We start from the raw sequence: 26,241 nt of genomic DNA, 5'->3' as shown, positions 1-26,241 counted from the left end.
TTGCCACCAAATAACGTTGTTAATAAAACTTAACAAGGGTCTATCCTTTAATCTACTTATTTCTTGGCCTCAAATACTTATATTACTTCGAGTTAATTTGAAAGGAGAAAAAATATTTAGTTTTTCGAAGGTTAGTTGTGTTGATGAAAACCTATTTAATAACCTTATTTTACTGAATAAGGTTATTAAATAAGTAAACGGAAATTTTACATCAAGATATCATTTTTAGCTTGAATAGGTGCAGGTAAATCTTTTTCACCAAGCATTTGTAGTAGGTCTATTTCTATCACTCTACAAAGAGATAACATCGGTATATCATTGGCCATACCTTGAAATGGATTTTCTGAATAATCTCCCACAATTTCCATCATTACATAAACCCAACCTATTAAAGCTGAAATAGGAACAGATATCCAAATGCCCCAACTGCCTAATTTCATTAATTCAGGTATCATACTGAAAGGGAGTAAGAAAATCAGAATTGTTACAAAATACCTACTCATATTGGCATATTGACGAGGCAAAGGAAACTTCTTTATCCTTTCATTTTTACCTTGTAAAGTATAGAAACTGGAAAGTATTTTCATCATTTCCATATGTCTAAAATCTTCAATCAAGTCAGATGCCCTTAGCTGTGTTAATTCGCGTGACTGTTCATTGATAATTTGTGTGGCAGTATTGACATAATTAGTCAACCTTTCATATTCGCTTAAAGGTAAAAAGTTTTTTAGTTCCGATTTCGTCACTTCATCATCTACCAGTCCCACTCCAAAATTTTTCTGAAAATACTTAGCAGTATTTCCAATATGACCTTTTTGACTTGAATGCTCCCATTGTGTAGCCACTAAAAGTTGACTTCGATGGGCGTAAAGCCATCCTATATGACGGTAAATTAATCTTTTTTTGATGGCTTTTATTTCGTTTTCACTTACCTTTTCATTAGTAAACTGATTGGTTATAAATCCATCAACCATCATTCCCCATGTCCTGCTATCATTTATAATACCTCCCCATATCTTACGTGCTTCCCACATTCGGCTATAAGCCTGATTGTTTTTAAAACCAACATAAAAGGCAACAGCTGTTCCTATTACAGAAATCGGTAACCAGGGAATCCTAAATTCAATAATTTTAAAATGGTACAGAGAGGCCATAAAGGCCATGAAAAGTAGAAGCCAAAGCATATGTAGGCCAGACCATTGTATTAATCTTTTTAATCCAATACCTTTTGAAGTAATCATAAACTGTTTTTTTAAGAGAAGCTGTTTAGTAATTCAAAATAGGGTTGTAATCTGTAGTGTAGGTTTGTGTCTATCACTAAAGCAATAAAGAAAAGGCCAATAAACCCAAGAGCTAAACCTTTGAGATAATCTGTTTTAAACAAAAAAAATAATCCCAATGCAATGACAATCAATAATGCCCATACTGGTTTTAATTTTGAATAGGCTTCATGGTCTTTTTTGGCTTTTGCATATTCTTGTTCTATTGCTTTCATTTTACTTTCATTATAAACGGACTCCACCTGAGTGATGTGCCCATTTCTGGTAAAAGTTAGAAAACCTCCATAGCCTAGTAACATTACAATAGCCAGTGAAAAGGGAATCAAAGTGCCTTTTAATAATTCATGATTACTTCTCAGAATCATTATAACAGCAATTAGAAATAGAGCACCTACGCATAACATCACCTTTCCTTGATAAATATCGCCTTTGGCCCAGGTTGTTGTGTGTTCAAGTAGTTTCATAGTAGTTTTTTTGATTTGTAGCAAACTTTAAAAGCCCGACGTATTTAAATTATAAAAAAAACTCCATTACTCAAATTATTGTCGAATACATTCTACTAAGAGAAAGCAGTTAATGAATAGACGTTTCAAAACAACGTCCACTCATTAACCACTATAAAAAACTAAATGCTTTTCTAATCGTGATTTTAAAAAAAACTTTTTCAAAAAAATCAACTGATCTTAAGCCTCTCGGTTAGCACTAAATTTATTAGTCCCGACACTCTCTGTAATCGCTTTGATAACTCCTTCTTTATCCTTTTTCACGAGTTCAATAAATTCAGCACTCACATTTAAGCCATCCTTATGTTTAGCAGACCAGAGTATAAGTTCCAATAATAGTGGGATTAAGTCTATCCCCTTATCTGTCAGTGAGTAAACTTTAAATTTTCTTTGTTTTTCATAAGGATGTGACTCCACAATGCCCAAACTTTCAAGTCGTTTTAAACGGTCTGTAAGGATATTTGTAGCTATGCCTTCCTTCGAATTCAGGATCTCTTTAAAGAATTTTTTTCCTTCAAAAACAAGGTCTCTAATTACCAGTAATGTCCACTTATCCCCAAGGTATTCCAGGGCATAATTGATAGGACATTCTGATCTTAATTCATCTTTTTTCATTTTATAGCTTGTAAAATGCAAGTTAATGCTTTATGTTTGTGATAGATTGCAAAACGCAAGTTAAAGATTATTTATTGAAAAACCTTTTAATAAAGTTTAAAATGGAAACGTTAAAAATTGATTTACAGCAGTATCAAAAGTCAACATGGACAGCACAAGAAGTAGAAAACGCAACGATCGTAGTTGACTTTGTGCAGCACTTGATGAATGATCATGATTTTGAATACATCAAGAATACTTATGGAAGTCACCCTTATAAGCAACACAATCAAAGTATGGTAGATGGCTTAGAAGGAGTATTGGAAGTGGTTTCAAATTTCGCGAAAACATACCCTGATTATATGTATGACGTAAAACATATTTATGTAGATGGTGAACACGTAACAGTCCACTCTCATGCAACAAATGATAAAAAGCATAGAGGAAATCCTCAAAAAGGTTTGAATATCATAGATGTATGGAAAGTAGAAGACGGTCAAATCACAGAACATTGGGATGCTGTACAGCCTATTCACGGTCAAATGAGATTCTATTTCTGGATGGTTGGCGGAAAATTCAAAAACGAGAACACTTATTTCTAAACCATTCACTCTCTTCAAATTAATAACATCATGACAAAACTAGGAGAAGCAACATCACAAGCCATTATTAACGCGAACATTGAAAGTATCAACATTTCAGAATGGCTTTTTACGATTACATCTGAAGAATATGCCGCCTGTTCATCTGGACATCAAAGTGCGGCACAAGGACAATTGCCTTCCGGAAAAAGGGTGTCTATGAATGTAGAAAATGTAGCGGGTTACTTTATGGTTCAGCACTACATAGAAACAATTTCTGAAAAGCACAGAGTATTGACAGTCTCACCCAATACCACACTATGGTTGGATGATGTCAACTATATACTATTACAAATCACTTGGGAGTTGACAGTTGAAAAAATAGATGAGGACACCAGTCTGCTTACTTGTAAAGTGATTTCAGAAACTGAAAATGAAAAATTTATCGAAGCTACTCACGAGCTAACAAAAGACATTGATCCTCAGGAAACACCTTTCCAACTTCATATCAATGAAGAAACACCGCTCTTCGCTAAAGATATTGAAAGAAAAGCACTTGCAGGCGTATTTATGCTGGAAGAGGTTTGAGATAGTACAAACTTCCAAAGAAGAAATGCTTCTGATTTTCCTTTGAATAGAATGGGGGAAATTGGAAGCATTTTTTTGTGGTTGGAATAAAAGGATATTGTTCTTGTTATAGCTGCCGATGTTTAAGTTGGGAGGTAATGTAATTTATCTTAAATGTTTTCTGGAAATCCCATCTTAAAATTCTCCAAAGCATTTAAAGAGGAGCTTCAAAAGCTATCTCAAAAAGGATATGCCATAGCAAAAGCGAAAGTGAGTTATATTATTTATTGGTGGTCAGAAGAACATGAAAAAGAAGTGAAAATAGTAATGCCGGAGTTATTGTTGAGAAGGTTATAAAAATTAGCCATATTTGACTGTTATTACTCAGTTAAACTGAAAAAAAGAAGCTTTTAACTATTAATTATGAAGGATATAGAAAAACAAATACTAAAGGGATTACCTGATTTTCACCATCCAAAAGAAATGGAAGAGTTGTACGTGAGGTTTTTGGATATGGATTATTTTACCATAAAAGATATCCAAAAATTACCCTATGATACTCTAATAGAAGACCTTGTTAAAGGAGTTGAAGATGGACTATCACGCTATACTTACTTTAGAAATATATACGAAGATGCAGAGGATCCAAAAGAAATAGGAATTGTTTACCATGGGCTTCAAATTTTAGGAGAGATGGCTCCTGAAAGAGGAAAAGAGTTATTACTAAAATTATATGCTCAATCTGAAGAGTTCATTGACTTTTATTTATTAGAAGAGATAGTAGATTTTTATAATGTATGTTACAAAATGCTGAACAATGATTTAGCATTAGTAAAAGAATTTTTAGTGTCTCCTCTGCAATCATCATTTGCAAAATCTTCTATGGTTAGAGGGATGTGTGCAATAGCTGTTTATCAACCAGAACGTAGAGAGGAGCTACTAAACTTTATGGATGAAGTATTGCATGAATATCTAACGTCAACAGATTCAAAGGTGATAGATCCCTCTCTAAACGCGATGATCTTAGGTGAAATTGAAAATGCAAATTTACATGAATTAGAGCCTTACATAAAGAAACTATACGATGCTGACAGAATAGATGAGTCGTTTTGTGGTGATTATGAAGAATATCAGACCTTTTCAGAAGGGTTTGCATTGAAGGAAGAAAACTTTATTATAGACGTCGTAAAAGTAACCTACCTTGAATTAGAAGAAACCTATGATCCTGATGATAAAATGTTTGATCTTTCGGGCCTTGAAAGGGAACTAGGTTTAGATGGAGAAGAAGAAGCGGAAGAGATAATGAATGCTTACTTGTATGAGAAATCATTATCTGATGAACCTAAAGTAGGAAGAAATGATCCTTGTCCGTGTGGGAGTGGGAAAAAGTATAAGAAGTGTTGTATGTAACACCTTCCTGTTTTCTCTATTAAAAGAAAGTTGATCTTGTTTGCACCATAGTTAGAACTGTGGTGCAAACAAGATTTCTTATTTCAGGTGTTGAGTGTGAGCGTGAATTTAGAGTATAAAATAAACCCTGTCCGTAATTTTAAAATTTTATATATTGAAAATTATGGCAAAGCAATCCTCAAAAGAATGTGCTGATTTATGTCCTTAAAACACTCTATATTGAATTAGAAAAGATCAATAATCTCACTAAAAAATAGGGTGGTTAACATCGTGAATTATGTTGTGAGCTGAGTATTTGTCAACTTACTTCCTTTTCATTTTTGAGTGAAGACAAAATTAAGAGGAGCACTCTGAAAGCTTATAAAAACATCTTTTACTGATTGGAAATAGATCAGAATTACCCACCTTAAGAAATCTAATAGAAGCCCCACTTGTTAAGTTTTTATCTCCATTAAGGCATTAATTAGTGTTTGATACTTTTTCTTCTTTTAGAAATATCAGTTTATGTGTTAACAAATGTCTATGAAATTAATAATCGAAAAAATGGACATCATTATTGTATGCTAAAAAATACTTTTAAACTTTCATATTTTTTGACTTTCGGTAAACTACTTTATGAAAAATAAGATCGTAAGTATTTTTCTACTTTTATTTATTTTATCCAATTCTTTAAAAGCACAACTTAGGAACACCTCCCAGTTGTCACTTTCTCAATATAAGATGAAGGTGTACACTGACAAGGACGGGTTACCTAACAACGGTGCTTTATTTGTAAAGCAAACTAATGATAAATACATTTGGATCGGAACGTACAACGGGTTAATACAATTCGATGGGGTTCAGAAGACATTTTTTACGCCATCCAATACCAAAGAGATACACGGTAGAGTTTTTCAGGCCATGCTTGAAGATAAAGATACGTTGTGGATCGGTACTCAAGGAGGTTTGAGTAAAGAAACGGATGAAGATTGGAGTTCTTTCCGAACACAAGAAGGGCTTCCAAGTAATATTATTGCCTCTATCAGTAAAGATCAAGAGGGCAAGATTTGGGTGGGAACCTCCAACGGATTGGCCTTCTATGCTCCTCATGAAAATAAATTCATCACAGAAGGCATTACTCCAGAATTACAGAATACGCATATTTCAACCATTTATTCAAGCAAGAATGATGTGCTTTGGGTAGGTACAAATACAAAAGGTCTGTATGGGGTAGCGGATAATAAATTAATCAATTTCAATAAGCGCAATTCAAACTTCACCTCCAATCAAATCAACGCGGTTTTTAAATCTGCCACAGGTAAGCTTTGGGTAGGTACAAAAGAGGGATTGTTTTTTATAGATCAAAATGAGAAAGTACAGCCTTTCCCGCTTCAAAATCAACTGCCCAACAAACATGTAACGGCACTTTATGAAGATCAGTTTGGTGCCTTATGGATTGGTACAGAATCGGGATTGTCTAAGTTTTTTGATGGCAACATTAGTCATATCGTCAAAAATGATAAGATCGATAAGCATATTGTGCTTGATATAACGGAAGATCATGAGGGAAGTATTTGGGTTTCCACTTATCATTCGGGTATTTACTTATTAAACCGCGGAAAGTTCATCACTTACCAAGAGGAACAAGGGGTGATTGATGATGTGATTTATTCTATCAGAAAAGGACATCATGAAGGCGAGTTTATTGTGGGTACTGATGAGGGAATTAGTATTTACAAAGATGGAGATTTCTTCACGCACCGTATCACCAAGCACTTGATCACACCAGTGGTGAAAGATGCATTTGTAGATAGCAAAGGTGTGATGTGGGTTTGTTCTAAAAAGGGATTAATCAAAAGTACTGATCAAGGACACACTACAACGGTACTGACTACGGCAAGCGGTTTATCGAATGATTATGCTCGTCAGGTTTTGGAAGACCATCAAAATAATATCTGGGTAGGTACAGCCAATGGCTTAAACGTAATTCATCCAGATGGCTCTATTGAGAAGTTCTTTATGAAAGATGGTTTGATCGACAATTTTATTCTGTCGATGTACGAGGACAGCCAAAATCAATTGTGGATATGTACTCGTGAAGGGATGACGACCTATAAAGATGGGAAGTTTGAGAACTTCATGAAGAAAAATAATTTGAAAAATCAGATTGTATTTAAAGTATATGAAGATAAAGAGGGGACGATTTGGTACGGAACAAACAATGGTATTTTCTGCTATAAAGACGGAAGTGTTTTTGAATTTGGCAACAAAGTAATTGGTATTACCACCACTGTTTTTGATTTGGTAGAAGATAAAAACCAAACGTTTTGGGTGACCTGTAATAATGGTATTTATACTGTTTCTAAGCGTGATTTATTGGCTATTCGTTCTGGAGAAAAAGAAAATACAGAAATTAAATTATACAACCACAATGATGGTTTAGCGTCGAATGATGCTACTGCCAATGGTGTCTCACTAAAAAGAGAAAATGGTGAAATCTGGTTTCCAACGTTAGGAGGTATTGTTGTAGTGAATCCAGAAAACTTATACGTCAATCCTTTCCCTCCAAATGTATTGATCAATGAGGTCTACATTAATAATGAAGAGCAAGATTTCAAGAAATCCAATGAAGTGACGATTCCTGCAGGAAATGAACGTCTTGAAATTAAATTTACAGGTTTAAGTTTTGTCGCTCCTGAGGTAGTTGCCTTCAAATACAAATTGACGGGTTATGATGAGGAATGGATTGATAGCCGTTCATCAAGAAAAGCATTTTATACCAATATTCCTCCGGGTAAATATCAGTTTGAAGTGATTTCTTGTAACAATGATCAAGTGTGGAATACAAACTCCGCAAAAGTGACCATTATCAAACTTCCTTTTTGGTATGAACGTCCAATTGTTCAATTGCTTATTTTACTTGGCTTAATCGCATTAGTCGCATTAGGGTATAGAGTGAGAGTAAAGCAATTACAAGCACAGCAAGTAGAGTTAGAGCAGAAAGTAGAAGAAAGAACAATTGAAATTAAAACTCAGGCTGACGAAATTCAACAACAAGCGGAAGAGTTACAGCAACAAGCAGAGGAGCTGGAAATTCAAAGAGACCACTTGTCTGAAACAAACTTGATTATCTCTGAAAGAAATCAAGCACTTTACGATAAAAATGAAGAGGTTTCTAAACTAATCGAACAAGTACAAGAAGCCAATTTAGATATTACGAGAAAGAATAAAAAAGTGACGGATAGTATTCGTTATGCGGAAACGATGCAACAAGCCATCTTACCGGAAAAAGACCTTATTTATTCTAACTTCAGCGACTTCTTCGCAATTTTCCAGCCCAAAGATATTGTATCAGGCGATTTCTATTGGATCAGTAAAAAAGCAGGAGATACATTATTTGTTGCTTGTGTGGACTGTACAGGACACGGTGTACCTGGTGCATTGATGTCAATGATTGGTACCAACTTGCTTTCAAAAATCGTCAACGAAAACAATATTCACGAACCGGACTTGATTTTAAAAGAGTTGGACTTAGGAATTAAGTCGGCTTTAAAACAAGAAAAGTCAAACAACAAAGACGGTATGGATTTGTCTGTGATGCGTATTGATCCATTCGTTGATGGAAAAAGTAAATTACATTTCTCAGGAGCAAAAAGTTTTATTTTCTATTTCAATAGAGAAAAAGGCGAGCTAGAGAAAATTACCGGTAACCGTATTGCGATTGGAGGTATCCGTAAGAAGAAAGTAGAAAAGAGTTTTGATGTTCATACAAGATCCATCGAAAAAGGTGATAGAGTTTTCTTGATGACAGACGGTTATATTGATCAATGTAACGACGAGAGAAAGAAATTTGGCTCTACCAAACTAACCACTTTGCTCGAACAAACGGTAAGTCAGTCATTAACCTATCAGCATAATGCCTTGATCGATAGCATGAAAGATCACCAAGGTCAAACTGAACAAAGAGACGATATAACTATTTTAGGCATCGAGTTCTAAACGTTATTGTTTTATTAAAACATCATAATAATGGGCACCCTTTAATGAAGAGGGTGTCCATTTTTGATTCTATATCTTTTCATTTAGCGTTGCTACATTATGAACTAAGTTTACGTTATTTATTGTATTTAGAAATCAGGAGATCTCTGATGATCTGTAGGGCACGAATGACGCTTACGCTTAACATTCGCGCCAGTGGGCTTTTTACTCTATTCATTGGGTAGTGCTTTCCCATGACCTTGAAGGGAAAAGCATTAATGAGTAAAAATGTAGTTGCTTTGAAAGCAGAATTAAATGAATACCATTTTAATCTTAGCCTAGTGTAAGTACTATGACAAAAGAAATGGATATTTTATCTTATCTTTTTTATCCTACTCTTCGTTAGATTTTTATCGCGTAGCTACGGCTATGCTCTGCAAATCTGCCTTGATTAGAATAAAAAATATTAAACTAAAATCATCCCTTTTCTTCTGTCACAGTACTTATTAATTAAAATCAATGGTTGTTTTAATAAGTTTTTTCCAATCATCATCATAATAATTGATTTCATTTTGATGTTTGTCGATATTAGTTTTTACTTTTCTAACAAATGAAAGACAAGTATTATAACGAATATCTATTTCATCAGAAAGCTGTTTAATATTAACGTCTCCTTTATGGATAAAAACGTAATACATAATGTAAAAGGCCTTTTGTAAGGGGAATCTCACTCTGCTGAAAATTGTATTTACAATTTCGGATTCGATATAATTACATTTTTTGCACCTTCTCCCTTTATCTGAATTTGTAAAAAAGTGACCTGAACATTTAGGGCATTGATATTTATTTTCCCATTTCAGACTTGCAACTAATTGCCTACAATTTTCATCTTGAGGATATAACTTTTTAAAGTCATCAAATGACATATAACTGCCAGAAGACATCTTTTCTTTAATGTCTACATTGTCGGCTTCTAACAGTTTATTTTTTTCAGTTAACAAATTATTTATCCTTCTGATTTCTTCTGCTTGATGGAATACCTGTTGTATTGCATTTTCTAAGGATTCATTTTTCTTGACAATGATTTGTTTTTGTTCTTCTATTTCTTGAGTGCGAACTTCTACTTCTTGGCTAATAGTTTGCTCTTTTTCTTTCAAAAAAATGATTAAATCTTCTTGTACTTTTTGTTCTTGAACTTTAATTGTATTGAACTTTTTAAATAGGGAAATACTAAAAGAAATAATCATTATAACTATGCATAAATAGCTACTATAATGGTTAATGATACCTGATTCATTGATGACTCCTGAAAAAGAATTTGACTCTGTACCCAGAATATAGAAGGAACACATCACAAAAAATAACCCAATACAAAAATACCTGTCAAGTGAGTTCACAAACACTGACCAATAGACCAAATAAAGGAATATTGCAATTAATGGAATATAGAAAAGTAATGAATTCCAAATCACTAGATGTTGTGGCGTGATGACAAAATTATTCCATAGGCAGAGAACAATTACATATAAAAAAAAGTAGAGCTTAATTCTTTTTAATCTCTTTTCGATTTTAATATATGACTTTATAAATAGAATAAATGTAACTAATAAAAGTATTGGGGACCAGTTGATTAGATAAATATTAAGAGACTCAAAAGAATACCATATATATTGATACCCTAGTCGGTCTCTGACTAGAGAAGTGATAATGAAACTCAGCAAGAAGAGTGAATAATAAAAATAAAACTTCTCTTTAAAGTAGGTCACCATCAAAAAATTATAAAGTAATATCATGGAAAACAGACCATAAAAAATACCTAGAATACAGTATTCTTTATTAGAGTAGGCATTAAATACATTCTCAGATCTGATTTTATAAATTAAGGTTCTCCCATAAGATTTATAATAACGGATAATAACTGTCACATCTGCGTTATCTTTTATGTCGAAAGTGAAGTTTTTATGATCTCTTGGTCGTTCTTTAAATTGAGTGTATTTAGTATAGGTTCCTATCCATTCATAGTTCTGTTCATTATCATAGGAAAAATAGACAGAAATAGAATCAATATTTGAAGCCATCAATTCTAGTACTCTTTTTTTTGATTTGGAGTCTTCTGCTTTAATATTAATTTTTACCCAATGAATTTCTGATCCTTTTTTAATTTTTTCATAGTAGGAACTTTTACTAAATTCTTTTGACTTCACATCTTCAATACCTTCATTCGGGTTTTGAGAACTGTAATGTGTTATTCTGTCAATAGGAATTAAAAATTCACCCCTATGTTTTTGATCCATTGAGTAGGCATAATCAAAGAAGAAGAAATAACATGATAAGGTTAATAAGAATGATAATAAGAATTGCATTTATAATGGTGAAGTTGGTCTTGTTTAAGTACTAAAACAGAAGAAAAGGGATAATTTTAGTTTAATATTTTTTATTCTAATTGAGGCAGATTTGCAGAGCATAGCCTTAGCTACGCGATAAAAATCTAACGAAGAGTAGGATAAAAAAGATAAGATAAAATGTCCATTTCTTTTGTCTTAGTACTTAAGCTAAATATGGTATGCAAAGGTACTTTTTGCAATAAAAAGATGAAAGTTATAAATGTTTGATATTGACTTGGTAACACTTAAAAAAGTGTAAAACTCATTAATATCATTGATTAATGAGTTTTACTTTTTCTTTAATTTAATATCCTACATTCTGTTTAAAATTAGGACATTTATCTAATTCAGATTGAGGGATAGGCCAGAAGCCTCTCTTTCCAGCATCAAACTGTTTTTCAAAATCTGATGGCACTCCAATATCACCCCATAAAGGTTCTTCTTCATTGGGCCTCATTTCATAATTTACCACATCTAATTCCTGTTGAGCAAATTGAAAACCTCTTCTGAGGATATCCCAATAGCGGTGCCCTTCCATGGCTAATTCTAACCTTCTTTCTAAATAGATATCATCAAGAGTAACTAATGATAAGTTTTCAAGTCCTGCTCTATTTCTTACTCTATTTACATAGTCCGTTGCTTTACTGATATCGGAAGTGAGTTGCAGTTCAGCACCAATAAGTAAAATATCAGAGAAACGGATATAATGATAATTTTGATCATAATTGATTGCTGTGTTGCTAGGGTTGGCACGGTAGGCGTGTGTAGTATATTTATAACCAAATGCTCCAGTATTTGTGAAACTAGGGTTTAATCCATTACCAGATTCATCTTCCATGAGTGCTTTGGCAGTTATAAATGTTGACTTTTTTCGTTTATCCTGATCAGAATATAAATCCATGAGTTCATGTGTCGGTAACCCAAAACCCCAACCATTACTTAATAAATCACTTCTATATCCTCTAGGCCCTGCTAGCATACTTTGCATATTTCCTAAGGAGTTGATACCCCAAGTATTTGAATTGATGTTTCCAAAGCTAATTTCAAAAACAACTTCCTTAGAAAAGTCACCATCATAGGTGAAAATGTCATGAAATGAATTTAATAATCCATGGCCAGAATTATGAATTAAATCTTCAACCATCTGAATAGCATCCTGATGGGTAAACATACTGCCATCATTTTTTGGGAGGTGATCCTTTTGGTAGTAACCTGTGTAGAACATAAACATCTTTAATAATTCAGCTTTTGCAGCCCAAGAAGTTAAACGACCTTCAATAATCCCAGATTCGGCCATTAGCGGTATTGCATCAAGCATATCTGTTGTGATTTGAGCATATAATACTTCAGGTGATGCCTGAGTGTATTCCCTCCAAGATAAATGATCTTCTGATTTTAATGTGAGCGGTACATTTTCAAAGAAACGGGCCAATTCAAAATAAAAATGGGCTCTTAAAAATAAAGCTTCACCTTTATAGTTATCCTTCTCTTTCTGTTCATTTGTTTTAAAAGTGATCTCATCATATTTATCTAATAGGGTATTTGAACGTTGGATGGCGATATAGCATTTCTTCCAAATTTCTTCCCCATTGATATTGGCAGGATCTCCTCTAAAAGCACCGAGTTGTTTTAATCCAATATTATCAGCGGCACCGCCACCTCCAACATACAGGTCGTCTGACATGGCATCTGCTGTTAAAGCTAATGGAATATAGATATTGGTGTGATCATGTCTTAACTTCTCATAAATCCCTATTAATGCCTTATAAGCATCATCAGCATTATTATAAAAGTTATCTTCAGTTACTTTATCGTTAGGGGAAAGCTCTAAGAAACGGGAACATGAAGTAGTAAAAATAATTCCCATCAAAAATATAAGTTTTATAAAGTTATTCATTGTTTGCGTATTTAGAATGAAATATTGGTACCTAACATAAATGACATAGCTTGTGGGTAAGAACCTTTATCCCAGCCAGCGCCCATAGCACCTCCAAATGATAATTCAGGGTCAAATCCAGAGTAATCTGTAAAAGTGAGTAAATTGTTCAATGATAAGTAAACCCTTAATCTGTTAATCTTTAGCTTGTTTAAAACCTCATCATTAAAAGTATAGCCTACTTGAATATTCTTTAATCTTAAATAGGACGCATCCTCGATATGAACCATGTCATTGATGTAGTCATAATTATGGTTAGGATCATTGAAAGTCATCCTTGGGAAAGAATTTGTAGAACCCTCACCATTCCAAGTATTCGCATATCTTGAATTGTAATTTTGAAGCGGTGCTAAATCTCTTCTTTGAACAGCATTGATCATTTGAGCCCCGAATTGACCTTGCCAGAACATTGAAAAATCCCATCCTTTATAATTGAACCCAACGGTAAGACCTGCAATCCAATCAGGAACCGGAGAACCTATATTTGTTCTATCATTTGCATCAATTTTTCCATCACCATTCGAGTCTACATATCGGATATCACCAGGTCGTGCATTGGGTTGAATACGTTCTCCCTTATCGTTGACATGAGCATCAATCTCCGCTTGATTCTGGAAAATTCCATCCGTTTTAAAACCATAGAATATTGGTAAAGGCATTCCAGCTACCATAGCAGATTGTCCTGTGTGCTGGAAAAAAGTATCGCCGAAGATAATGCCTTCATCATTAGCAATATTTAAGACCTTGTTCGTATTGTATGCCGCATTAGCGGTGATGAAATAATTAAAATCTCCTTCACTTTTTCTGTAAGTCAATGCCAGTTCAACTCCTTGATTCCTTACATCACCAATATTTGCAGCCGGTGATCCTTTACCAACAAATGAAGGAATAGGTAAGTAATCCAAGAGTCCTTTTCTTGTTCTGCTGTATATATCTGTTGTAAAAGTTAGCTTATCATGCCATAAACCAACATCAACTCCAATGTTAATTTCTTCAACTTGTTCCCATTTTAAATCAGGGTTATCCATTGCAGTAATTGCCATCCCTGGATTATAAATAGTATTCGTGTTAGCACCTAATGGATAAGCAGGAGTTGCACCAATTGTAGATAAATACATAAAATCACCGATGGCTTCATTACCTGTTTGACCATATCCTCCTCTTAATTTCAAAAATGTAATATGTTCATTATTCTTCAAGAAATCTTCATTTGAGATGGTCCAACCTGCCTGCACAGAGAAGAAGTTACCAAAACGATTATTGGCACCAAATCGAGAAGATCCATCCCTTCTATACACTAGGGTTGCCATGTATTTATTATCATAATCATAATTTACTCTACCAAAGAAAGAAGCTAATCGGTGTTCATATCTCATACCATTTGCCGCTTGTGAACCATCAGCAACTCCATTTCCAACATATCCAAAATCCCAACCTGGTATTTGATTATTTTTCCTGTTGGCTTGAGTCCAAATTTGATCTTCTGAAAGCAAAGTAAAGCCTAATAAGCCAGAGAAATTATGTAATCCAACACTCTTATTGTAAACTAATGTAGACTCCCATTGCCAGTTCTGAAAAGTTCTATTAGACTGTGTTATTGCCGATTGATCGATAATGTTTCCACTATTGTAATAGGCCTCAGGTTCATATGTTCTAGTATTTACACTGGAAACTTTTAGTCCAAAATCAGTTTTAAAAGTAAGTCCTTCGAATACATCCGCCGACAAATAAATATTTCCAAGCAAGTTGTTTCTTTGTGTTTCATTATATGTGTTTTCAATTTGTGCTAACGGGTTTGCTATACTGTTAGTAACATGTTCTGAAATACCATAATATCTTCCATATCTATCTTTCACTGGTGAGACAGGGTAGTTATCATAATCTTCTATGGTATTCGGGTCAGTCACATAAACGGGTGTCAGAGGATCATGAAGCATAACATTCTGAAGTATCGATCCATGAACATTATTTTCTCTTATCCCTGTTTGTTTGGAATAGCTATAAGTCAAGTTTTGTCCAAGTTTTACCTTATCATTAATTTTATGCTCGGAGTTTAATCTATAGTTTATTCTTTCAAAATGAGACTTGTCAGGAGAGACAATTCCTTGTTGACCATAATACCCAAGACTTGATAAATAGGTAGATTGTTCACTTCCTCCATTAATACTGATGTTATGACTTGTCATGGGGGCAGCATTAAAAACTTCTTCTTGCCAATCTGTATTGTGAGCAGGGTTAGCTATTTGATGGTCAGTGAATTTTGGATCTTGTCCATCATTTATCCGGCCCTGATTATGCAGTTGCATATATTGTTGACTATTCAGCAAATCAACTTTATTAGTAGGCTGTTGTATAGCTATAAAACCATCATAACTGATCTTCATTTTACCAGAATTCCCTCCCTTTGTAGTGATGATGATAACGCCATTGGCAGCTCTAGAACCATAAATTGCGGAAGAAGCGGCATCTTTCAAAACCTCCATAGATTCTATATCTGAAGGGTTTAAAAAATCAATATCCTGCATTTGTACCCCATCTACAATATATAAGGGCCTATTATCTCCATTTGTTGCAGTTCCTCTCACTCTCACATCTACACCTGCTCCTGGGGCTCCAGAAACCGTTTGTACTTGAACACCGGCGGTTCTACCTTGCATGGCCTGTGCTGGAGACATCACAGGAGTGGATGTAATATCATCTGATTTAACAGAGGCAATTGCACCCGTAACAACGGCTTTCTTCTGTACACCATATCCAACAATTACTAATTCATCCAATTCCTCCACATCTGGAACCAATTGGACTTGTACATTGGTCACAGTACTGACATCAATGAATTGAGTAAGATAACCGATGTACGATACCTTCAATTTATGATGCTTTTCATCAAAACTTAATTGGAAATTACCATTAAAGTCTGTAATAGCTCCACTTGTTGTTCCTTCTATTTGAATAGAAACACCAGGAAGTCCTTCGCCATGCTCATCAATAACATTACCTGATATATCTTTAGTTTGAGCAATAGCAGTACTCATAAGCCATAAAGATATAAGACTTAGTAAAAAAAATCGTTTCATACTTTGAATCAATAGTTTTAGTTGTAATAAATAGTGGTTTGTTTTTAAGCTAATCGTCTAATTAGTGTAACTTGAACACCTCAAAGGTGGATCTTTTTTCTTTTATTTAAAAATATGAAAAAATGTACGTTTAACGCTTAAGTAAAAATGTAAAATGCTAATAATGAGTTTTTTATTTAGATTATTAAAATGCACAATTATGGATGTGACATCATTTAAATAAAGTCTATGTATACACTTGTTAACAGATAAACTTGTGTGGTAAGAAAAATAACAAGTGCTGTATCTAACAGAGCTTTCATGGTATTGAAACGGCTCGAAAATTCAAGGCTTTGAAGTCAAAAGCTAAATTCCATTCTTTTCACCTAAATGATTTTAAACTCCCAAAAGATCAAACAGGAAAATCATTTTTAACGGCTCAATACATGAAATTCTTATCGCTTTTCCCTTCAAAGTTTAGATTTTTTGCTTCGTTTTTTATCAATGGAAAAATGGAACTTGAAAGCAGGTCATAAAAAGCTTACAGAAATGTTGACAGTAAGTTGTTATCTTCTTCATTCCTAGTGTTAGGAATTATCAATTCTATCCTATAACTTGTATATGCTTAGAAGTACAAATGTCTCGATGAATAGGGATGCATAATTGGATAAGTTTCAACTCATACAATGTAACTCTTTACGCTTCCGTGATTATAATCATAAGCTTACTAAAAACGGGATAACAAACTTAAGCTTCAATTAAAAAATTATTTAATGCAAACGATAACTAACAAGACTAATTCTATCTCTTATAAAGCCATCTTGGTTCATCCTGATTTACCTTCAGCAAGAAAGCAAGGAGACGTGCGGTTTGGATCTCAGAAAGTAGATATCCAAGCAGGCGATTTCTATTACGCCATTCCTTATGCTGAGTTAGAAATTGAAGCTGGAGGAGCCTCTGGTCAGTTTATCTTTTTCAAATCAAGAAAAGAGAAAGATATTTCCTTCTATACAAAAGACAAGTCCATTCTCAAAGACGATTACTTGATCAGTGATCCTCGTTTTCGGGAACATATCAAAGAGACCAAATTTGCTTTGACTAACCTTTATAGAGGAGTAGCTTTGTTTTTGAGTCTCTGTGTGTTGACTGTCACCTGCTTTTATCTGTTTAAAGACAGTATCGTAAAAGTAGCCGCTCAGAATGTGCCCATTTCTTGGGAAGAACAATTGGGTGATGAGCTTTTCGAATCCATCGAAGAGAAATACACTTTTATCGAAAGCGACTCTTTGATTGGGGTGTTGGAAAATGAATTGCAACCCTTAATGAATCAAGTGGCGGCAGAAGGGTTTAAAATCGAATTGTACTTGGTGGAAGATGCGGCCATAAATGCTTTTGCATTGCCAGGGGGAAAGGTGATGATCAATTCAGGCCTGATAAAGAATACCTCTTCATGGGATGAACTGGCTGGAGTAATAGCACACGAGATCTCTCATGTCTCTCAAAGGCATCATGTTCGAGGAGCAATTGATAAAATTGGCTTTTTCAGTATCGTTTATTTATTCTTTGGAGATGGATCTGCTGTAATGGGAACCTTGGCCAGCACCCTGTTTCAATTACAAACGACTGCTTACTCAAGAACTTTAGAAAAAGAAGCCGATACTCAAGGCATTAAATATTTAGAGCATTGTAGAATCAATCCAGAAGGTATGGTTCAATTCTTTGAAATGTTGGATGAGAAACATGAAATGACTCAGATTGATAGTCTGCTTCAATTTGTATCTACACATCCCACCACTCCAGATAGAATAAATGATCTGAAAGAACAGATCACAGATATAAACGAAAATAACTATATCTCTTTCCAATCGAATTACGACGATTTTAAAGAGGGTGTATTACTAACAACTAATTAAATTTTTTATGAATTTAGACGTTAAAGGCAAACCTGCTTTTGCCCATGTTCATGTCACAATTGAACCCGGGGAGTCGTTTGTCGCAGAATCAGATGCGATGTCAAGTATGTCAGCTCAACTTGATATGACTGCCGAACTCAATGGAGGATTTTTTAATGCCATACTTAAAAAAGTCTTCGGTGGTGAAACACTTTTTGTAAACCGTTTTACCAACAACACTTCAGAACCTCTTACTCTAACTATTACTCAACCGACACCTGGAGATATGGAGGTGAAGGAGCTGAATGGAGAGAGTTTCTGTTTACAGCAAGGAGCATATATCGCATCTACGCCAGATTTAAAACTGGGTGTAAAATGGGCTGGTTTTGGTTCTTGGATAGGCGGAGAAGGCCTCTTTAAATTGATGGTATCTGGACATGGAAAAGTCATTTTTGGTTCTTTCGGTGGTTTAATCGAAAGAGAGGTCAATGGCGAATTTATTGTCGATACAAGTCACTTGGTTGGTTATGAGCCAGGAATGAAACTGAAGCCTCAACTGTCTGGTGGTATTTTCTCTTCTCTTTTTGGAGGTGAGGGATTAGTAACTAGAGTAGAAGGTTCAGGAAAGATTTTTATTCAGACAAGAAGTTTGTCTGGGATGACATCATGGGTAAATAGAAACTTATAATCATGGCAGAACTATTAAAAACATCATTAAAAACTGAGATTCAGTTGGGGCCAGGGGCATCAGCTGTCAAAATAGATTTGGAGCCAGGACAACATTTCACTGCCGAGGCAGGAGCAATGATTGCCATGAGTCCATCCATTAAGATGACTACCACCACGCATAAGAAAAGTGGAGGAGGCATCATGAAAGGTCTAAAAAGAATGCTATCGGGAGAGAGCTTTTTCATGAATCACTATTCGGCAGGAAACGAGCCTGGAACCGTTTGGTTAAGTGCAACCCTAGCAGGTGATATGATGACGCATGAGTTACATGGTGAGGGGCTAGTTGTTCAAGCGGGTTCATACGTGGCCTCATCGCCAGACGTTGAAGTAGATTTTAACTGGCAGGGTTTTAAAAGTTTCTTCTCAGGAGAAAGTGCTTTCTGGTTGAATTTAAATGGTCAAGGTACTGTAATCTTCAATTCATATGGTGCTATTTATCCACTAGAAATTGATGGTGATTATATCGTAGATACAGGGCATATCGTTGCTTTCGAAGAGACATTAAACTTTGAAGTAACTAAAGCTGGAAAAAGCTGGGTGAGTTCATTCCTTGGCGGAGAAGGCTTGGTGTGTAAGTTTAAAGGCAAAGGAACCGTTTGGGTACAATCCCATAACCCAAGTTCATTCGGACAAATTTTAGGACCAACATTAAGACCAAGATAGATCATGCTTACAGAAGATAAAAAAGGATTAGATTTTAGATTTGACTGTAAACCTGATTTTGGTTTTATCACAGTCAACATCCCTTCGGGAGAAAAAATAAAAGTAGAAGCTTCGGCAATGGCAACGATGGACACCAACATCGAAATGCATACAAAAATGAAAGGTGGATTCAGTAGAATTTTCTCTGGAGAATCACTTTTCATTAACGAGTTTGAAGCAAAGAATGGAGCAGGAGAAATTCAAATTGCCCCAGGCGCTCCAGGCGATGTAGAACATGTGTATTTAGAGAATGAATCAATTTACCTTCAGAGTTCTGCATTTGTAGCTTCAGCAATGAGTGTTGAAGTAGAAACAAAATTCCAAGGGTTAACAAAAGGCTTCTTCTCAGGCGAAAGCTTGTTCTTGATAAAATGTTCAGGAACAGGAGACCTGTGGTTCAACTCTTATGGCGGAATCATAGAAATTGATGTAGAAGACGGCTATGTTGTCGATACAGGTCACATTGTCGCTTTCACAGAAGGCTTAGACTATAATATCTCAAAAGTGGGAGGTTATAAATCCCTTTTCTTCTCCGGAGAAGGCTTAGTTTGCCGTTTTTCTGGAAAAGGAAAAGTATGGATCCAAACGAGAAAGGTAGGGCCATTTACAAGTTGGATTTACCCTTACCGTCCAGCAAAAAAGAAGAATTAATATTCAAAAATCCATCTGAGAAATCGGATGGATTTTTTTTTGATTATTCTGTTTTAGGGGGTAGTGTTACGTATGGTGGATTATTGAGCAAGTGGGCTTATGATGAGATTCTACATAAGTGATATCAACTATGTAAAGATTTTCTCATTTTCTTTACATACTAAATGACCTATGTAAAGATTTTTCTATTTTCTTTACATACACAATAAAGAAAATAGAATTAATAATGTGGAAATTAGATACGATACCTTATAAATCTTATGATTTAGAATCAAAAGCAGTACTCAGTACTTAAAGCGTTGCCAAAAGCCCATTTTGCATTGGCAGAATTAAAAGGAGAAGTATCCTCAATTCCAAATCAAGAAATTCTCTTAAATACATTAGCATTACAAGAAGCAAAAGACAGTTCTGAAGTAGAAAACATTATTACTACTCATGATGATTTATATAAATCTACTTTAAACCTCGTGAATGTATCTTCTTTAGAAGCAAAGGAAGTTCAAAACTATATTTCAGCACTTAAAAAGGGATATTATAAAACAAAGGAGGAAGAACTACTAACAAATAAAACAATATTAAGTATTCAGGAAGAGCTAGAAAAGAATAATGCAGGTTTTAGAAGTGTACCCGGAACTTCATTAAAAAACGCCAAAACAGGGGAGGTAATTTATACTCCTCCTCAACATAAACAGGAAGTAGAAAAGTTAATGTCAAATTTAGAAGTATATATTAATACTCCAGAAATGGATGATATTGACCCATTGATAAAAATGGCATTATTACATTTTCAGTTTGAGAGTATCCATCCTTTTTATGATGGAAATGGAAGAACGGGAAGGATTATTAATATTCTTTACCTTGTACTTCAAGGTTTACAAGAATTACCCATTTTATACTTAAGTAATTATATCATTCATCATAAAGCGGAATATTATAACCTCTTACAAGGAGTAAGAGATAATGAAGAATGGCAGGAATGGTTACTTTTTATGATTAAAGGAGTTGAAACAACAGCATTAGATACGATTCAACGAATTCATGATATTAAAAAATTAATGATGCAGTATAAACAACAAATTCGTGCGAATTATAAATTCTATAGTCAGGATTTGTTGAATAACTTATTTAAGCACCCTTATACCAAAATAGAATTTCTAATGGATGAGTTATCTATTTCCAGAGTGACTGCCTCAGGTTATCTCAATAAACTAGCAAAAGATGGACTTTTGGTAAAGCATAAATTGGGTAATCAAAACTACTTTATTAATGAACCATTATTTCAGCTTTTATCAAAATAAGTAATAGATCAACACGAGTGATAAAATAACATTCATTATTCCACATGTGCACATTGACTGCACACTTCAATTTTACATCATCCTTAAGAAAAGGACAGCCCCACAGGTAATAGTGCAACCTCATCAAGACTGAAGTCTTGAAGGTTGGTAACGAAGACAACTCTTTAGTGTTGGTCACCTGCCCATGATTTTAATCCTGGTGCACGTTATTATATACACCTCCTGATTGTGTACACATCGAAAGTCCTAGCATATACGGTATGTAAGTGCTAGTCTGTACACACCGTAGGTCCTAGCATGTACGGCATGTAAGTGCTAGCGTGTACACACCGTAGATCCTAGCATGTATGGTATGTAAGTGCTAGCGTGTACACACCGTAGATCCTAGCATGTACGGCATGTAAGTGCTAGCGTGTACACACCGTAGATCCTAGCATGTATGGTATGTAAGTGCTAGCGTGTACACACCGTAGATCCTAGCATGTACGGCATGTAAGTGCTAGCGTGTACACATCGTAGATCCTAGCATGTACGATATGTAAGTGCTAGCGTGTACACATCGTAGGTCCTAGCATGTATGGTATGTAAGTGCTAGCGTGTACACACCGTACATCCTAGCATGTACACGTTGTATCTTCATTGGGACATCAAAAAGCCCCTTTAATATCAAAAAATATAAAAGGGGCGATGCTAAAAACCTGCTTATCTAAAACGTTCTAATTGACGATCAGCACAGCTTCCAATTTTTCAGAGCGGGGTGCTTTAAGTAAAGCATTTCTATTAAGTTGAGTAACTAACTCCAACTCATAGTTGCCTTTTGCTAACGCAGGCACCATAAAGATGACCGCTTTATTTTCATTATTGATCAGTTGCGTTACTTTCGTACGGCTTTGATCATCAAGATTGATAAAGAACAATCCCACTTCATCCTTGAACTCCTCTGAACCATCAATTTTAATCCGATCACCATAAATGGTCATTGCATTATTAGGAGTGATTTGGGCGTTGACTTCACCCGTAAAACTATCCACTACTTTTAGTAATACAGGGCCGGTTTGTGCCTGACCAAGTACCGTCACTTTAGTTTCATCAATCAATTCTTTAGTATTAGAAGTTAGATTAATACTAGCGTTGAGTTGGTGTTTTTTAGGATCAAAAACCTCTTCATAAAATACACCGCTGACACTCAGTCTTGCATTGACAAAACCTGTATTGACATTGTAGCCTTGTGCCAAACCTTCTCCCTTGATACGGTCTGCACGATTAAGTAATTCAATTATAGTTTCAGCTTGGTATTCAGAACCCTCTTTTTTGATACGACTAGCTATCGTTTCATTGTCAATAGTTCCTTTGCTTCTTACTCTACCAAAATAGTCATTAGGATCTGGGGTAACGGCGAGATCATACAACTGTATGTCCACTTTGTTGGTTTCTTTTGCCATGGCAAATGTTTGATTTAAGTTGTGAAAATTAAAATAGGATTTGAATCGTTGATGATGAGAAATATTGTTATATACACCTATTTAAGCAGGTTTTTAGATGAAGTTAGTTTCGTTTTTAAGGTATAACAATGCAGAATCGTCTCAGTAACATAGTTTATTCAAATCGGCTGTAATGATAAGAGTAAGATAGCTTATTTACAAGTGTTTGCATTTTTATTTTCTTCAATATATTGATTTTAACACCATTCAATAGACTTTGTTACTTAATTTTTTACAAAGTGGTTCGTTAGCCACAAAGCATTGTGGCTCTACATTACGGTGGTAATTTACCACACCCTGTTTCAAGTGTTAAGTGCGAGAGTCACTTGGAACTGACTATTGGGCAAGTCTTCTGACTTGCGAAAGATAAGAAACACCATTAAAAGCAGAAATTCAAATTGTATGATGTTATAAAATGTTCATGCTTCTCCTTATATTTATATCACTTATGATAGGAAATAGCCAATTATAACAAACAAAGATTTAACCATGGATTTTTTTATTGACGAAGACCAAATTGAAAAAGAATTTGAAAGATTAGCAAACGAGCTCTTGTTCACTAAAAAGTTGAACGTAAATGGTGAACATTTTTCATTTACCGAAATAGAATTTTATTACTATTCTGAAAAAAAACATCAAGATGCCTATACCCATCAGCATAATGAAAAAGAAGGGAAATGGAGGTTTCATAAAATGGGGTTTGATATCACATTAAGAGGAAAAACTGGCTTTGGTGGGATTCTGATCCGAGGAGTAGAAAACAATGGTGAGTTTATTAATGGACCTTTAAGATCCTTATTTCATATTATGAGTCATCTGAATGATGTGAATTCAACTGACAACAAGTTAGGTTTGATAGAAACAGAACAAGCTAAATCAACAGTATATCAAACGTTCAGAAAAGGGTTGAAAACTCCTGATTCACAATTGAAATGTAATGACCCTGAAGGTTTCAAAAATGCACATTATCGATTTATCATAAAACCAAGAGAAAGTAAACAATTGGAACAAAGAGAAGCAATAGCTAGATCTTTTAATAATCCGGAAATGAGCAGGGAGTTTTTGGGGTATAATTTGAAATCATAATTTAACAACACGAACAAAAAGGTGTTTGGAAAAAATATCTTCATATGCTGCTTCAGCAAGAATAGATGAAACTAAAATTAATTAAGTATGATAACTGATAAAATAAATTCTCTTTTCCAATTTATTGATTTTTTATATTCTAATATTGATGCATTTAACAAGTATAATTCATTGATTGAGGAAATAAATAGGCTATCAGCGGAAAAGAAAAAATTAGAGCCAGATGTTAACTATAAAGAAAGGATAGAATACAATTCATTAAATGAAAAGTTGAACATAAAGTATGATTTGTTACAAGAAAATACCTGTTTATTAATCAAACAAAAAGCAATTGAATTAGAAGTGTGTAGTTCATTTGAATCTCCACTTTATTATTTCAATGGTATTGAAGCAGAGATAGATACTCTCAAAGAAAAATTTAATGAAAATGACTTAGAAGACATTTTTGACTATAAACAAAAGTATTTGTTCTATAGGACTCATACTCATAAAAGTTTTTTATCATTAGATTTTTTCTTTACAGAATTGGATGAATTAACAAAAAGACTATTTGATTATTTTAAAGAAGATAAGAAGATAAATGAATATGAAAGGTTTGAACAAAGAACTATTACTGTAAATAGTCTTGAGGAAGGAATTGAACACTTAAGAAAAGGAGATAGGATTACCTTACCTAATAGTTTTATTATTAATCCTCAAAGCAATTGGAAAAAAGATAATATTCAGGACTTCGATAGTGATGAGCCAGAATATCTAAAATTTGAGTTATTAAATAACGTAAGTAGTAATGAAAAACTATTAGAATATTTAAAATCAAAATTTACTGATAGTGCTAAGGGAAAGGATTTATCAATTCTATATAAAGCTTTACAAGAATTAGAATTATTAAATGAAGATTATTACTTAACAGATGAGCAAAGGGTATCTTCTTTTAGGAGTTTATGCATAGGGAATCAATCAACTTCTTTAAAAAGTTTATCAGAAGGATTTCGGCAGCAGCTGGAAAAAGCAGGGGATTTAAAAAGGAAAAAAGAAATAAATGAATTAAAAGAGATTATTAAAGACTTTATTTAATTGGAATATTAAGTTCCAATTGGATCCAACTATTCCAATTTTGCCGATAGATACCTTTACATTATGAAAAATTTATTTTTAAAAATTGTAATAGGTACTTCTATTAACAACCCTAATAAATCCTTAGAAAAAAGGTTGATTCAACTCGAAAATAAAGTCGCAACTTTGTCAGCAGAACAAATAAAACAAGTAAATTCTAAGAGAAAACTTTTAGATGGAAAAGTAAGCGAACTTTATCTCACTTTAAAAGCAGTCAGCTTCCTCATTGTGAAATTGGGTAAACCCATATTATCAATTATAGACTGTGTCATGAATAGTAATTGGTTGTAATGACCCAAAGGAGTTTACTATGGGTGTAAATATCTAAAATGATGAATAATGTACCATCAACTTTTATGTGAAAGTTGGTGGTTTTATCATTTCACCACTTTTTTCCCTTAAAAATAAAAAAAACCGCCCTTACATTACTGTAAACGCGGTTTCTAGTGGAGTCGGAGGGAGTCGAACCCTCGTCCAGAGAAGGACTCCGTCAAGCCTTCTACATGCTTAGTTTCTCTTAAATTTTCGAGAGAAGCCCAGCCGGAAACAACCTAAACTTATCCTTATCTGCTTAAAGCTTCATCTTCAACCCACAGCAGGTATCCGACTAGATCAATGATTACGGCACCGCCGATTCTTCGCCCAAAGATCAAGGCAAAGGACGATGTAGCTCGGGAACGCAAGTGCGTTCAACCATTTAAGCCCAGATGTCTACAACCCTAAGGGAGACTAGGCAGCCATAGCAAACGAATTGTTGCCAACTAGATTTTGGAATTATCTTTCAAGGCTCTCATCCCATGAGCCTGCATGCTTATACTTGCAAAATCTCAGCCTGTCAAAACCAGTCGACCCCAAGTTAACTGGCCACCCTCTTTTGAGTGGACTACAAAATTAGCTATTTCAATGGATTTTGGAAACTATTTTTATTAAAAAATAGATAAAAAGTGCTATTGGTTTGAGGATTAGGAAGTTGTGTTGGGGAGAGGTATTGCTTATTGGTAAATTGAATATTTAGCTTTAG

At 34.4% G+C, this 26,241-nt stretch carries 20 protein-coding genes and 1 other RNA gene; 13 read left to right on the top strand and 8 right to left on the bottom strand.

The window, feature by feature from the left end:
- Positions 1-206: 206 nt before the first annotated feature.
- From HHU12_RS20370 to HHU12_RS20360, 3 genes are all read right to left on the bottom strand, one after another.
- A complete protein-coding gene (locus HHU12_RS20370) occupies positions 207-1,241 on the bottom strand; it encodes a bestrophin family protein (RefSeq protein WP_169658583.1) in 1,035 nt (344 codons plus the stop codon).
- Between the two features lie 11 nt (positions 1,242-1,252).
- Positions 1,253-1,744, bottom strand: coding sequence for a hypothetical protein (locus HHU12_RS20365; RefSeq protein WP_169658582.1), 492 nt, complete (start codon positions 1,742-1,744; stop codon positions 1,253-1,255).
- Positions 1,745-1,963: 219 nt separating this feature from the next.
- Positions 1,964-2,398: a winged helix-turn-helix transcriptional regulator gene (locus HHU12_RS20360; RefSeq protein ID WP_169658581.1), complete on the bottom strand. Its 435-nt coding sequence runs from the start codon at positions 2,396-2,398 to the stop codon at positions 1,964-1,966.
- Between the two features lie 101 nt (positions 2,399-2,499).
- On the opposite strand from HHU12_RS20360, the gene HHU12_RS20355 reads away from it, so the two are divergent.
- The 5 genes from HHU12_RS20355 (at position 2,500) to HHU12_RS20335 (ending at position 8,913) form a co-directional block, all read left to right on the top strand.
- Entirely contained in the window at positions 2,500-2,979 is a 480-nt protein-coding gene (locus HHU12_RS20355; RefSeq protein ID WP_169658580.1) for a nuclear transport factor 2 family protein, read from the top strand.
- A gap of 30 nt (positions 2,980-3,009) precedes the next feature.
- The gene (locus HHU12_RS20350) at positions 3,010-3,546 is read left to right on the top strand and encodes a hypothetical protein (RefSeq protein WP_169658579.1); all 537 of its coding nucleotides are present in this window, start codon (positions 3,010-3,012) and stop codon (positions 3,544-3,546) included.
- 153 nt (positions 3,547-3,699) lie between these two features.
- A complete protein-coding gene (locus tag HHU12_RS20345; protein WP_169658578.1) occupies positions 3,700-3,882 on the top strand; it encodes a hypothetical protein in 183 nt (60 codons plus the stop codon).
- 66 nt (positions 3,883-3,948) lie between these two features.
- Entirely contained in the window at positions 3,949-4,935 is a 987-nt protein-coding gene (locus tag HHU12_RS35355; RefSeq protein WP_240971041.1) for a YecA family protein, read from the top strand.
- 615 nt (positions 4,936-5,550) lie between these two features.
- On the top strand, positions 5,551-8,913 hold the full coding sequence (locus HHU12_RS20335) for a two-component regulator propeller domain-containing protein (protein WP_169658577.1): 3,363 nt from the start codon (positions 5,551-5,553) through the stop codon (positions 8,911-8,913).
- Positions 8,914-9,398: 485 nt separating this feature from the next.
- Here the strand turns inward: HHU12_RS20335 and HHU12_RS20330 are convergent, their stop codons facing one another.
- The 3 genes from HHU12_RS20330 to HHU12_RS20320 form a co-directional block, all read right to left on the bottom strand.
- On the bottom strand, positions 9,399-11,186 hold the full coding sequence (locus HHU12_RS20330) for a 7TM diverse intracellular signaling domain-containing protein (RefSeq protein ID WP_240971048.1): 1,788 nt from the start codon (positions 11,184-11,186) through the stop codon (positions 9,399-9,401).
- A gap of 394 nt (positions 11,187-11,580) precedes the next feature.
- Positions 11,581-13,143, bottom strand: coding sequence for a RagB/SusD family nutrient uptake outer membrane protein (locus HHU12_RS20325; protein ID WP_169658575.1), 1,563 nt, complete (start codon positions 13,141-13,143; stop codon positions 11,581-11,583).
- A 41-nt stretch (positions 13,144-13,184) separates the two neighbouring features.
- On the bottom strand, positions 13,185-16,289 hold the full coding sequence (locus HHU12_RS20320) for a SusC/RagA family TonB-linked outer membrane protein (protein ID WP_169658574.1): 3,105 nt from the start codon (positions 16,287-16,289) through the stop codon (positions 13,185-13,187).
- 752 nt (positions 16,290-17,041) lie between these two features.
- Here HHU12_RS20320 and HHU12_RS20315 point away from each other — a divergent pair.
- The 5 genes from HHU12_RS20315 to HHU12_RS20295 all read left to right on the top strand — a co-directional run bounded on the left by HHU12_RS20315 (position 17,042) and on the right by HHU12_RS20295 (position 21,540).
- A complete protein-coding gene (locus HHU12_RS20315; RefSeq protein ID WP_169658573.1) occupies positions 17,042-18,181 on the top strand; it encodes a M48 family metallopeptidase in 1,140 nt (379 codons plus the stop codon).
- Between the two features lie 7 nt (positions 18,182-18,188).
- On the top strand, positions 18,189-18,848 hold the full coding sequence (locus tag HHU12_RS20310) for a TIGR00266 family protein (RefSeq protein WP_169658572.1): 660 nt from the start codon (positions 18,189-18,191) through the stop codon (positions 18,846-18,848).
- 2 nt (positions 18,849-18,850) lie between these two features.
- Positions 18,851-19,552, top strand: coding sequence for a TIGR00266 family protein (locus tag HHU12_RS20305; protein WP_169658571.1), 702 nt, complete (start codon positions 18,851-18,853; stop codon positions 19,550-19,552).
- 3 nt (positions 19,553-19,555) lie between these two features.
- Positions 19,556-20,242 carry a TIGR00266 family protein gene (locus tag HHU12_RS20300; protein ID WP_169658570.1) on the top strand — a complete coding sequence of 229 codons (687 nt, stop codon included), beginning with the start codon at positions 19,556-19,558 and terminating at the stop codon, positions 20,240-20,242.
- 320 nt (positions 20,243-20,562) lie between these two features.
- The gene (locus tag HHU12_RS20295; RefSeq protein ID WP_240971039.1) at positions 20,563-21,540 is read left to right on the top strand and encodes a Fic family protein; all 978 of its coding nucleotides are present in this window, start codon (positions 20,563-20,565) and stop codon (positions 21,538-21,540) included.
- Positions 21,541-22,256: 716 nt separating this feature from the next.
- Here HHU12_RS20295 and HHU12_RS20290 read toward each other — a convergent pair.
- On the bottom strand, positions 22,257-22,982 hold the full coding sequence (locus HHU12_RS20290; protein WP_169658568.1) for a DNA-binding domain-containing protein: 726 nt from the start codon (positions 22,980-22,982) through the stop codon (positions 22,257-22,259).
- Positions 22,983-23,510: 528 nt separating this feature from the next.
- Here HHU12_RS20290 and HHU12_RS20285 point away from each other — a divergent pair.
- The 3 genes from HHU12_RS20285 to HHU12_RS20275 all read left to right on the top strand — a co-directional run bounded on the left by HHU12_RS20285 (position 23,511) and on the right by HHU12_RS20275 (position 25,511).
- Positions 23,511-24,107: a hypothetical protein gene (locus tag HHU12_RS20285; protein ID WP_169658567.1), complete on the top strand. Its 597-nt coding sequence runs from the start codon at positions 23,511-23,513 to the stop codon at positions 24,105-24,107.
- A gap of 87 nt (positions 24,108-24,194) precedes the next feature.
- The gene (locus HHU12_RS20280; protein WP_169658566.1) at positions 24,195-25,181 is read left to right on the top strand and encodes a hypothetical protein; all 987 of its coding nucleotides are present in this window, start codon (positions 24,195-24,197) and stop codon (positions 25,179-25,181) included.
- A 63-nt stretch (positions 25,182-25,244) separates the two neighbouring features.
- Positions 25,245-25,511 (top strand): hypothetical protein, encoded by a 267-nt coding sequence (locus HHU12_RS20275; RefSeq protein ID WP_169658565.1) that lies wholly within the window; start codon positions 25,245-25,247, stop codon positions 25,509-25,511.
- A 153-nt stretch (positions 25,512-25,664) separates the two neighbouring features.
- Here HHU12_RS20275 and ssrA read toward each other — a convergent pair.
- Positions 25,665-26,073: a transfer-messenger RNA gene (gene ssrA, locus HHU12_RS20270) on the bottom strand.
- Positions 26,074-26,241 lie beyond the last annotated feature (168 nt).

It is taken from the genome of Flammeovirga aprica JL-4 (assembly GCF_012844305.1).
Taxonomy (GTDB): Bacteria; Bacteroidota; Bacteroidia; order Cytophagales; family Flammeovirgaceae; genus Flammeovirga; species Flammeovirga aprica.
Note: the sequence above shows the minus strand (reverse complement) of the source record. Positions and strands in the feature narration are given on the sequence as shown.